We start from the raw sequence: 12169 nt of genomic DNA on the forward strand, positions 1-12169 counted from the left end.
CCAGATTCTGGGAGGCGTTTTCATATTGCGACACGCCGACTCCGAAGAACCAGAGCGCATTCTTGGCCGTTTTTGTCTTGTCGCGCGTTATTTCCTGCTGAACATCAATCCTCGCAGTCGAAACCGCTGCCCCGTTCCAGATCAGGCTGGCTTCGATCGTGTTCGCACCGGGACGCAGGTCAAACCGGCGGGTGACGGTGACGGTCTCGATGTCTTCGAAAAAGGCCTCTTCCTCGAAACCGCGGGATCGGATCACTTGCCGCCCGTTAAGGACATAGCGGAATTCGGGGTCCGGTAGATCCGCACTGTCCTTTCTGACCTTCAACTCAACCACGCCGACTCCGAAGAACCAGAGCGCATTCTTGGCCGTTTTTGTCTTGTCGCGCGTTATTTCCTGCTGAACATCAATCCTCGCAGTCGAAACCGCTGCCCCGTTCCAGATCAGGCTGGCTTCGATCGTGTTCGCACCGGGACGCAGGTCAAACCGGCGGGTGACGGTGACGGTCTCGATGTCTTCGAAAAAGGCCTCTTCCTCGAAACCGCGGGATCGGATCACTTGCCGCCCGTTAAGGACATAGCGGAATTCGGGGTCCGGTAGATCCGCACTGTCCTTTCTGACCTTCAACTCAACCAGAAGACTGTCGTCAGAGGTGGACAGGCGCGTCGGCGTGACAAGGTCCAGCTGGTAAGGGGCATCGAAGGTATCGGGCTGCACCTCGGCGTCGCGCATGTCGTCATCGGTCAACCCGCCGGCAATCAGCTTTCCAAGCAGATCCTGCACCAGCGAGGGTCTGGAAAACTGGTCGGCCAGTGCATCGAATGGCAGATAATTGTCGCCAAGCGACCAATAGACCCCTTCGGTGCCCTGCAACGACGCGGTGTAAGTGCCGGACGGCGTGTACGCGATCCATTGCCCGTTCGAGAAGGGCATGATCGTCAGGGCCGTCTGCAGGCGTGACAGGTCGATGAAATGGATCTTGCCCGTGCGGGTCTGACCGACGAGAACATTGTTGCGCTCGCTCAGGGACAGGCTGCGCAGGCTCATCGGGAAGGTCAGCACCTTGTCGTCAAGCATCACCCGATCCCAGAACCAGCGCAGCTTGCGCCCGTCCTCAAGATCGAACGCGTAAAGCGGATCGAACGGCGCAGTGCCGACACGTGTACCACTGTCGACATCGTAGACGGAGTAAGTGCCGGTGCTGCGGATCTTGACTTGCGTTCCCCCTTCAACAAGATCGAAACCGCCAATGGGCGCCTTTTGCCCGATTGCGCGCAAGCTTCGCCCGGTGTGCAGATCGAAAAGCTGCAGAACGGCACTGTTCTCATCAATATGGCCAAACCCGTCGGCGTAGGCGGTGCGAAGGGCAATGACATTCCCGTCCAGATCGATAGAGGCGCCGAAATTGAAGGCGCGGCGGTACTCCAGCGGGGCAGTGACGATATCCGCCTTGATGCTGTGGAGGGTGCCCATGCTGGTCAGGTCGATCACATGAAGCGTGGTTTGAGGATTCGCCGCGCCGTTTCGTCTGCTCTGCGGGGGCACCGTGGCAACGACAAGCAGACCGTCCTGCATCCGCAGATCGGTGATTTCGTCATCGGTATGCCAAAGGTCGTCGACCTGAAATTTGCGGCTGTCAAAGACCACCAGGTCATGACCGTCATCCTTCACCCCAATGACCTTCCAGTTCTGATCCGGGATCGCGCGCCAGTTTCCGGCAGGGACAGTGTCGAAGACATGAACCCTGCGGCCGGTTTCCAGGCTCCAGACGGCGCTGCCGGAAGCATCCGACGACAGAACCAGACTGCTGTCCTCGAAGATATGAACATCACGACCGATAGGCGAGGCGCCCGGTTGGCGTGACACGATTTCCAGCGTGCGGGTATCAAGTTCAAACATTTCATCACCCGCACCGGTGATGAAACGATCACCATCGGGGCTGAAACCGCCGCCTTCGATTTCCAGAGGGGACGTCGCGAGGATTTCACCGTTGGTCAAATCCATCAGAACGACTTTGGTGTCGGAGTTGAATTTTGCGTAGAGCAGCGCCCAAGGCTTGCTGGGATGAGTATAGATCTTGCGTGCGATCAACGGCAAGCCGCCGTTGGCAACCACTGTCCAGTCTTTCGTTGTGTCCCAGATCGTGAAGGACTTGTTGTTCCGGCTGGCAATCAGGTACCGGCTGTCATGGCTTTGCCCCATGGCATGGAACCAGCCGGTTTCGCGGATCACGCGCTTCTGACGCAAGGTATCGGGGTCGACTACGTGCATGTCACCCTGGTTGGCGCCCACCTTCAGCACCAGGTCTTCACCGTCGTTCATCCAGGCCGCCATCGCCGTAATCCGGCTAGTGGACAGGCGTGTATGCGCCGTTACCTCCCGCCGGGCCATGTCGTAGATTTTGACATAACCCAGATTCGTCGAAAAGACGATCCTGTCGCTGAAGGGGCTCCAGGCAGCAGAACCGATCTCAGCCTCTTCCTTGACGAAATCCACCAGCTTGCCGCTGCGCAGGTCATAGATATAGAGCGTGTGCGTGATGTCGCCGCTGCGGTGCCGGAACGAGGAACTGGAGGCGAGGTAGCGATTGTTCGGCGAAATCTGGTGATCAAAGCCGGCCGAGATTTCGTGCAGGACGACGTTGCGTTCCAGATCCCAGACCTGGGTCGGGGAATTGCCCATCACGGCAATCCGTCCGTCCTTGCTGATGTCGATGCGTTCGATGTTATAGGCGCCCGGCGTGGCGATCTGCGGATCCTTCACATTGCCCAGCGGACGGATTTCAACCCGCCGGTTTTCCTGTCGCCCCGCCTCTGTCGTATTGGGGGCCACCGGATTGTCAGGCCCGAAGCCGCGGGTCTGGATCCGCGCGGCCTCCAACCCCAGTCGCGTGACAAGAAAATCCTTCACCGCCCCGGCGCGCGCCTCGCTCAGCGGAAAGTTAACCGTATCGGCGCCACGGCTGTCGGTATGGCCCTCGATCTGGAACACGTAGTCCTCACCGCCCGGAGCGTTCAGCGCATCCGCTGCGGTTTCGATCACATCATGGGATTCGGGAAGTATCGTTGATTTGCCGGTTTCAAACTCAATTGCGGCACGAAGGCTGCCGCCAAACCGGGCTTCCCAATCACGCAAAAACGGCTGCGCGGCCAGCCATTGGTCGCGGTCGCGGGTCAAGGCGCTGAAATATTCAATCGTATCGGTCCGCTTTGCGACCCAGGCGGCGCTGGTTCCCTTGACGTCGCACTCCTCAAGCGCCGAACGCGCCGCGCTGAAATCCTTGGCACCGATGCGGTTGTCCACATATGCGCAAAGCAGTCGGGCGCGGTCGCGCCCGCTGACCCTCGGCAGCAATTCATCCATGATGGCGGGCGCACTGTCATAATCGTCAAGTCGCGCACGGTTCAGCAACACGAACGATCCGACTTCTTCAACCGTCTCGCCGGTCACGGCATTCGCCAGACTGCGCGCCACGGCAGCTTCGGCGCGGGGCGGGTCGATTTTGAACAGCGAATAAGCCGCAATTTCCGTCATCGCGATATCGTAGTTGAAGGGAAAATCCTCCAACCCGCGGTCCAGCACCTCATAGGCCAGATCCGGATTTCCATTGACCACGTCGTAGAACGCACCCGCCACCAGCTCGGGCAGAGCCAGCAACCTGACACCCTCGTACCGGGCGCGATAGGCCCTGGCCTTGTCGTTAAGATGTTCCCTGGCGTAAAGACCGACCTTTTCATAGGCCAGTGGCGTCTCGACCCGGGCGGCAAGTTCCATCGCCAGATCATAGGTCTGCCGCCGTACGCGCGTATCCGCGCCGCGCTGTGCCTCCATGGTGCGCCGGTTGGCCAGCCAGAAGCCGAAAACATGATAGTTGATGACGTCGCTCTGCTTCATGGCTTCCCAATAAAGCTGATCGGCGTCGTTCCGGTTGTTCTGCTCCGTCTCCAGATTGGCCCGCACAGCCATGGGCACCCAGCGCGGTCTGGTGCCTTCCCGTTCCCAGGTTTCAAGCAGGCGCATCGCCTCATCCTGACGGTCCGCCTCGCTCAGATTGAAGAACGTGTTCCACATCGGCAGCAGACGGGCATCGGGGTTGCCGATCAATGGCTTCAGGATGGCATTGGCCGCCTCGACTCCGCTTTGCTTGCCAACCGAAAAGGAAGCGTTGATCGCGGCAGTGTAGAGGTTCGGGGCCGATCTTACCGCATCAAGATAGAGGCGCGCCGCGGTATCACCGTCGCCGGCCTCGTTTGCCATCCAGCCGCGTGCTGCGGTGCCTGCGGGGGTATCGGGCCGGTGCTCTGCCAGCCAACTGCGGACCTGGTGACGCACCGCCTTGGAACCGAGTCTGGCCGAAAGCTCATACAGCTCTGTCGGGTTTTCATATGTCTCGCAGATGCGGCATTCCACGGCGGATGCGGCCTGTGGCACGAACAGCGCTGTTATCGAAGCCATGCCAAACAGGGCGGTTGCAGCAAGTTTCCTTAAGGTCATGGCGTGGCCTTTCTTGTCGTGAGACAGATCAGTTCCGCAGCTGGAACCAGAGTGTTTCGGTGGTTGTATTGTCGGCCACATCCGTTGCCGTGATCGCGATGGCGTGCGGTCCGTCACCTGGCGGCAGGGTGATCTGCGCCTGGAACGGGCCCCGATCCGAATGGCGCATCGATTGCGCGCCGTCGATGGTCAGCCTTGCGATCCGGTTTTCATCCTGCGCGCGCCCCTCGATTGTCACATCGCGCGAGGCAACTACAAACGGTGCATCGGCTGCCGCGTCAAACCCGTCGCGCGACGGCGTCGTCAGCACAATACGCGGGGCATTGCGATCGGCGGTGCCCGGTCCTGCGGTGACATGATCGATGCGCACTGGCATGGCAATTACATCACCGCCTTGAAAGGCGGCCTCAAATCCGATTCCGCTTGGCGCAGGCCTGACATTCGACGCATCGACCAGGCGCGGACCCAAGGCGGCTTCAAGCCGATCAGCAAGCGGTCGTCCGATCATATCGTCAAATGCCCTCAGCACCGGCCCGAGTTCAAGGCTCCGCCGGGAAACCAGCACGAGGTAGGTATCCTGACCCGGAGACTGGTCCAGCTGGGTGAAGTGGTCTTCGGATGGCCCAGGCAAAAGCAATGTATCACCGGCGCCGACACGGGTTGAAACCCGCTGCGACCGTGGAAAAAGCTCGACAAACCGACCGTCACCCCCGGCACCAAGCACGTAGATACTGGCCGAGGTGCCGGGGGTGGCTTCAACCCGGAATCTTGCGCCGGATGGCAAGGCACGTGAAAGGACCCAACCCGCAGCATCCGGTCGCGCCCCAATCTCATCGCCCTGAAGATCGATGAACCGCAAGGCACCCTGCATCTCATGAACGACAGGGGCCGGTCGGGGTTTGGGCGCTGGTTGCGGTTTTGGCGCTGGTTCTGGTGGTGCGGGCTGTGGCTTTGGCGGTGCCGGCTGGGGTTCGACCGGCGCCGGAGGAGGGGCCGGCGCTGGCTGGGGCATCACCTCGTAGGCTTCGACGGTGAAAGTATTGAAGGTGTCCCAGGATATGCGCACATAGCCATTTTCGCCCCAATTCCGGCTCCAGGAGTTGATGACTTCAATCCACTCTCCGTCATCGTCATAGCCGATAGCGGTCATTGCATGACCCCCGGCAATATGGGTTTCAAATGCCCGCCTGTCATCCGACAGGAATGCCCTGCGCTCGGCGCTGGTCGCACGGAAAACACCGCCCTCATATTGCATGAAGCTATTGGGAAGCATCATCGCAATGGGCACCGGAAAACCCGCCGCCAGGGCCCGGCGGACGGGCACGTGTTTGTTCACCGCAGTGATATCGAACAATCGGCGCCACTCGCCGATGCGGAATTGCTCCGCCAATCGCCTTTGCGAACTGTCAGGGAGCCGACTGCAACTGTTTTCGTCATAGGGAAATGCGGCGAGGGGCGGCACACCATCCCCCGACAACAACCGCATCGCATCGCTCAACTTGCTGCCACCATCGCAATCATCCACGCGAATCTGATTGTAGACATAGGCAGGCGAGAAAGCCTGACCATTGTCGGCAGGTGACCCGTGAGCCCCGGCAAGGATCGTGCGCGCGGCATAGGCCGTTGCCCAGCCCACGCATGATCCCTGGTTGCCCTGATCGCCGGGGCGCGGTGCAAAAGCCTTCAAGGAGGCCCGCGGTGGCAGCGTGTCGTAACTTCCGCGGGACAACGGCGGCGCCTTCGGCGTGGCGGCAAACGCGTCTTCGTCAATTACGGCCCCGAGGAATTGCGCCGCAACCGGCGCTACGGACAATGCCGTCAATAAGCCGGCGATCTGGATGGACTTACTGATCCGCATAGTCAGGCTCAAAACAAAGAGTTATCCGATGACCGTAACATCGGCATTTGCATCCGAACACCCGACCGACCAGCCCCGGCAACACTGTTGCGACAATCCCACAGAAATTGGGGCGAATACTGGTTCGCAACGAAAAAGATGTGTTGCGCAAAAACTGAAGGGTTGTTCTTAGCTAATGGGACGAACTGCCTTCCCACCAAGCCGCGCTTTTGTGGCGGGCATAAGTGGAGAGAGGAGCATGTGATGGACATCAAGGTTTTGGTCATTGATCTGGGCAAGACGGTTTGCAGTCTTGCTGGGCTGGACGACGCAGGAGTGGTCGTGTTTCGCAAACGCCTTCAGCGGCATCGACTTCTGGATTTACTGGGTCGGCTGCCGCCCTGCATTGTTGCGACGGAAGCCTGCGGTGGTGCGCATCATATCGGACGTTTTTGCCTGCAGCATGGCCACGAACCCCGGCCAATGTCGCCGCTCTATGTTCGACCCTATGTGAAGGTTCACAAGAACGACGACCGCGATGCGGAGGCAATTGCCGAAGCGGCAACGCGCCCGACGATGTCATTCGTTGCAATCAAATCAGAAGAACCGCTCGACCTTCAGGCCTTGAACCGCGCGCGGGAACGCTTGGTGACAGACAGGACACGCCTGATCAATCAGGGCCGTGGCTTCTTGATGGAACGCGGCATCCGGGTTGGAACGGGGCGCCACGTTTTCCAATAGGAACTGACCAGATTGGCCGCAGAGGGCGCTGCCGACCTCTCACCCCGGATGCTAATGCCTCTGTCTGACATGGCGTCAGAGCTGGGTGTGATCAATGACCGGGTTGCGGCCATCGATGCCGAGATTGAGGCACTGGCCAGGGCGGATGCCGATCTGCAGCGGCTGATGGGGATCGCCGGAGTCGGCCCGACGATTGCGACGGCGCTCGTCGCCGCTATCGGCACCGGCAGCGCCTTTGGAAAAGGGCGCGATCTTGCCGCATGGCTCGGCCTCGTGCCGCGACAGATCACGACAGGCGGAAAGGCCAAGCTGACCGGCATCTCGAAGCACGGCAATGGATACTTGCGCAAACTCTTCTTTCACGGTGCCCGAGCAGAGCTGCATCTCGTGCGTGACAGGACGTCACGGATAACGGCTTGGGCAGACGGCCTGAGGGCGCGAGCGCATGTAAACGTCGCGGCTGTTGCCATGGCCAACAAGATGGCGCGTATCGCGTGGGCCGTGTTGACGAAGGGAGAGCGGTATCGGCCCAATGCACTGAGCGGCCTGTAGTCGAGCCGCGGCAAAGCCGGGGAAACGGAATCTGCGAGCGAGGAGGAGATGAACCAACGACCAATCGGCGTCTTGTAAGTCTGACGGGGGGCATGGCCCTTGAGTGCCGATGAGCTAACGAGACACAGGACGCGCGACTTCCCATCTTGGTCAGGGGCAAATCGAACTGCCCCGAAGAAAGACCGAATACATAGAAGCAGTGTCAAAGGGACATCGACAAAACGCTTACAGGGGAAGGCAGTTCATACATGCCCCCGAAAACTGGACACTGTGCGCTGAATGCGGCGTGCATCCGACTATGATCCACCACTGGAAGAAAGCGCTGCTCGAAGATGCATCCGACATGGCAAGTTTCGCGACAGCAACCTGCTGCGACAGATCTTCGAGGCCACGGTCGAGCGGTGCCTGAGGGAGGACCTGGTGTCCGGCGAGGGCTTTGCCGTGGATGCCAGCCTGATCTCCGCTGACGCCAACAAGGCTCGGTCAACCGCAGCTGAGGACTGGAGCCCTGAGGTGGTCGTTGACGAGCGGACGGTAGATCGGCGCGTCTTCCTCTATGTCGCTGAAGCGGGCGAGCGGTTCTGCGAAAATGTTGTCGGTCTTGTCGTCGTTGACCGAAGACACTTCTCCGATCACGACATCGCCGCCATGACCCCAGAAGGCGTGAAAAGTGCCGGGAAACAGCGTGATGCTCTGGCCCGGGGCGAGTTGCAGCACATGGCCGGGCTCGAAGCCGGTCTTGATCCCGTCAAGATATGTTCTCACGGGCAGATCTCGGCTGAGCGCCCCGGTCTCATCCGAGGCGTATAGCTTGACGGCAAGGGTCGCCCCCTCGACCAAGGGCGCGCGGTGGATGATGTCCTCGATCTTGTGGTGATGGGTGTGCATCGGCGTCAACTGGTCCTTGCGCGAGATCATGATCTTTTCCGCGTAGGGCCTATTGCCGTCGCCGCCTTCCACATGCCCGTTGCGCATGGTGAAAAGAAGCAAGCCCTTTTCCAGAAACCGACCTTCGTTGAAATCGGTTATGTCCCAGCCGTGACCCGTCGCGATCAATTGCTCGACCGCATCGCCGCCTTTTGCCCAGAGTTCAGGGTCCCATCTGGCGAAAGCTGGCAGGGCAAAGCCGATCGACCTAAAATCGGCCTCGGCGCGTTTGATGGCTTCGTTTATCTGCGAACGTTTCACGATCTCGCTCCTCTAGGTCAATTGCGGCATTTTTGGCGGGGTGGCGGACACCGCGCCGCGATCAGAGGTGACCAGGGCTTTGGCGGGGGCATCCTTTCTGGTCCCGGAAGAGAGCCCCACACGGATGTCCGGTCGGGGGCGGGGCACGGTCCTAGGGGGGGCAGGCCCCTATATCGTGTTCTTCTGGCGCCAGTAGCTTAGCGCGGGCTACTCGATTCCTTGTTTCTCCTCAAATAAATTGTGGGCTTTAATTTTGAAATTTTGCCCATACTGCCGATTATACCTCGGAAATTTCAACTATGTCGCAAATAAATCCTACAAAAGGGTTGACCGGGCAAGGCTGCGGCGGCATCTTGAGGATGGTGATATCCAAGTTCGCGACTGCCGTGCCAAGGTGAGGCCGACCACATTCCGCAACGGCTTGGATGGCGTTCGCGGACATCTCTGAAACCCACGGCCGCGACAATTCGGGGTGCCGCGACATGACAAATCTGCGTATTCAGGTCCCAGCAGGAGATTTCTGCGGCGAAGGCCTGATATGGACCGGGTCGGACCTGTTCTGGACTGACATCAATCGCTTCCTGATCCATCGCCACGATCCGGCGGGGGTCTCGATGGACAGCTGGCAATTCGAGGAACCCGTAGTCGCCCTGGCGCAGACCGAAGACCCGGACGAACTCTTGGTGGCGCTCGGCTCGAAGCTCATCTTCTGGCGGCCCCGCCACGATGAACGGCGCGATCACGGCTTTTGCCTGCAGGACTACCCCAGGCTGCGCCTGAACGATGGGCGCGCGGCGCCAGACGGGAGTTTCTGGGTTGGGTCCATGTTCAACAACGTCCAGCCCGATGGTCAGCCCGGCGAAGTTCAGGCGGGGCAGGGCGCGCTTTATGCGATCCGGCCAGGCGGGGTGACGAAGCTGCTCGATGGGATCGGGATCCCCAACACGCTGTGCTGGTCCGTTGATCGGACCCGCTTTTACTTTGCGGACACGCTCAGCAACGATCTCGCTTGCTACGCATGGGATCAGGGTGACTACAAACTTTCGCGTCAGCACGTTCTGCTGGCCGGCGATCCGCGTGGTTTGCCCGATGGCTCGACCATCGACGAAGAGGGATATATCTGGAATTGCCGTTTCGGCGGCGGTTCCGTGCTGCGCGTCTCACCCGAGGGGGCGGTCGATCGGGTCGTCAAGTTGCCGGTGAGCAATGTCACCACCTGTGCGTTCGGGGGCGACGGGAACCGCACGTTGTTCATAACCACCGCCGCCGCGCCGCAGGGGTCATTCGAACGCCACGCAGGAAGCCTGTTCGCCCTTGACACCGAAGTCGCCGGGGCAGCGGAGTACCGCGTGATTGCCCGGCCCTGAGCCGGGCGCACAGTGATCGCCGGGCGGGGTGCCGGTGCTGGGTATCAAGAGGATGAAGCAAGGGGACGCACCGTGCCACAGAACATAGTGTTGATCATGGCCGACGATCACCGGCACGAATCGATCGCGGCAAATGGCTGCGAACAGCTTTCGACGCCGCATCTGGACGGTCTGATCGCCAGTGGCGTCAGCTTTGACGGAGCCCATTGCCAAGGCGGTATGCATCCCGCCGTCTGCGTTCCGTCGCGCGCCAGCCTTCTGACCGGCCGGAACGTGTTTGCCTCTTCCCAAGACCCGTCGGGCAAGGATTACGAGGGCGCGGCCTTTGCCATCCCCGCGGACATGAAGACGGTGCCCGAGATGTTGCGTGCCGCGGGCTACGTCACGCATCATGTCGGCAAATGGCACAATGATCGCGCCGCATTCGCGCGCAGCTACTCGTCCTGCGAGCGCGTAATGTTCGGGGGCATGAGCGATCACGACAAGGTGCCGCTACATCGCTTTGATCCCGAAGGGGCATATGCACCCGAGGATTGCTATTATGAAACCGGCCATTCCACCGATCTTTTCGGCGAATCTGCCGTTCGTTTCTTGCAAGCGCAGGACAAGGCGACGCCCTTTTTCCTGAAGGTTGCGTTCACCGCTCCGCATGACCCGCGCACGCCGCCACCAGAGCATAGCGTTGCGGCCGACACGATAGACCTTCCGGCGAATTATCTGCCGGTTCATCCGTTCGACAACGGCGAATTGCTGGTCCGCGACGAGCTTCTGGAGAAAACCCCGCGCAGCCCCGACGCCGTGCGCCAGCACATTGCTGATTATTACGGCATGGTTCAGCAACTGGATGCCGCGATCGGTGATATCCTGGCAGCGCTGGAGCAGCGGGGTCTGCGCGAGGACACGCTTGTGATCTACACCGCCGATCATGGTATCGGCCTTGGTCAGCACGGGCTGATGGGCAAGCAGAACCTCTATGAACACTCGACCAGGATCCCCCTGATCCTCTCGGGGGCGGGCCTGGATGCGGGCCGGCGAGTCGATCATCTGGTTTGGCACGCCGACACCACGGCCACCATCCTGGAATGTGCGGGGCTTGATCCGCACATGGCGCAGGAGGGGCAAAGCCTGGTTCCTCTGGCCAACGGCCAGGACGATGCCCCTCTGAGAGATTCCTTCTGCGCGGTGTATGCGATGTCGCAGCGCATGGTGCGCGATGCGCGGTGGAAGCTGATTCAATACCACCCGCAACCTGACAGCCCGATGCAATCTGTGCCGGGCGCTGGGTCCAGTCGGGGGTCGGAGACTGAGCAATTGTTCGACCTGGAGGCCGATCCGTTCGAGACGGTGAACCTTTCGTCCAGTCCGGCGCACCAGGATATTCGCGCCCGTTTGCTGGCCGAATTGCGGACTTGGCAACGTGAGGCGGGCGATCCGCTGGCCTGACGCCTGATCGGTCAGATGATTGCGAGCCGCACAGCCGGCCCGCCCTCATCTCAGAACGGCAGGGTGCCGCGCCCGACAAGCACGGCTCTCGTGGCAAGCGTCTCTTCAATGCGCAGGCATTCGTCCCATTTCGCCATGTGCTCCAACCGCGAGAAAGAGCCGACCTTGAACTGGCCGGAATCCCAGCCGACGGCGAGATGGGCGATGGTCAGGTCCTCGGATTCGCCAGAGCGAGCTGAGACGATGGTGCCAAACCCGGCGGCATCGGCCGCGTCGAGGGCAGCCTTGGCCTCGGTGATGCGAAACACCGCCATGGATGTGGCCATCAGGGCGTCGCCGCCCAAACGCCCATTGTTTGCGATGCCGTCGCATTCGATCTTAGCGTGATCGGCGGCGGCCTTGTTATCGGCATCCATGCCGATCAGGCATCTGCGCAGCGCTCCGCGCACCGCGCCCACGGCCTTGCCGCCATCGCGAAGGCCCACTGCCTCGCCCGATCCGGTTGCCCCCCCCCCCGGCAGGCGCAATCGTCCGCCCGCGTGCGCCAAC

The 12169-nt window shown here is 60.7% G+C and carries 6 protein-coding genes and 2 pseudogenes; 4 read left to right on the plus strand and 4 right to left on the minus strand.

The annotated features are described in order from the left end of the window. Positions 1 to 4492: OmpA family protein (locus tag H7828_RS22025; protein ID WP_226783230.1), on the minus strand; the 4492-nt coding region annotated here is incomplete at its 3' end. A 28-nt stretch (positions 4493 to 4520) separates the two neighbouring features. Beyond that, entirely contained in the window at positions 4521 to 6350 is a 1830-nt protein-coding gene (locus H7828_RS22030) for a C1 family peptidase (RefSeq protein ID WP_226783231.1), read from the minus strand. Between the two features lie 243 nt (positions 6351 to 6593). On the opposite strand from H7828_RS22030, the pseudogene H7828_RS22035 reads away from it, so the two are divergent. Then, a pseudogene (locus tag H7828_RS22035) lies at positions 6594 to 7622 on the plus strand (IS110 family RNA-guided transposase). Between the two features lie 339 nt (positions 7623 to 7961). Next, positions 7962 to 8129 (plus strand): annotated as a pseudogene (locus H7828_RS22040) (IS5/IS1182 family transposase); the annotation flags it as partial. Here H7828_RS22040 and H7828_RS22045 read toward each other — a convergent pair. Beyond that, on the minus strand, positions 8106 to 8810 hold the full coding sequence (locus H7828_RS22045; RefSeq protein WP_226783232.1) for a D-lyxose/D-mannose family sugar isomerase: 705 nt from the start codon (positions 8808 to 8810) through the stop codon (positions 8106 to 8108). The pseudogene H7828_RS22040 and the gene H7828_RS22045 sit on opposite strands and share 24 nt — an antisense overlap. A 482-nt stretch (positions 8811 to 9292) precedes the next feature. Between H7828_RS22045 and H7828_RS22050 the strand changes: the two genes are divergently transcribed. Together H7828_RS22050 and H7828_RS22055 are read left to right on the plus strand one after the other, a co-directional pair. Continuing rightward, the gene (locus H7828_RS22050) at positions 9293 to 10177 is read left to right on the plus strand and encodes an SMP-30/gluconolactonase/LRE family protein (RefSeq protein ID WP_226783233.1); all 885 of its coding nucleotides are present in this window, start codon (positions 9293 to 9295) and stop codon (positions 10175 to 10177) included. 87 nt (positions 10178 to 10264) lie between these two features. Then, the gene (locus H7828_RS22055) at positions 10265 to 11620 is read left to right on the plus strand and encodes a sulfatase family protein (protein ID WP_226783234.1); all 1356 of its coding nucleotides are present in this window, start codon (positions 10265 to 10267) and stop codon (positions 11618 to 11620) included. A 50-nt stretch (positions 11621 to 11670) separates the two neighbouring features. Here H7828_RS22055 and H7828_RS22060 read toward each other — a convergent pair whose 3' ends face one another. Further along, entirely contained in the window at positions 11671 to 12168 is a 498-nt protein-coding gene (locus H7828_RS22060; protein WP_226783235.1) for a hypothetical protein, read from the minus strand. Position 12169: the final 1 nt, after the last annotated feature.

The organism is Oceaniglobus trochenteri, assembly GCF_020529025.1.
In the GTDB taxonomy this organism is placed as follows: Bacteria; Pseudomonadota; Alphaproteobacteria; order Rhodobacterales; family Rhodobacteraceae; genus Oceaniglobus; species Oceaniglobus trochenteri.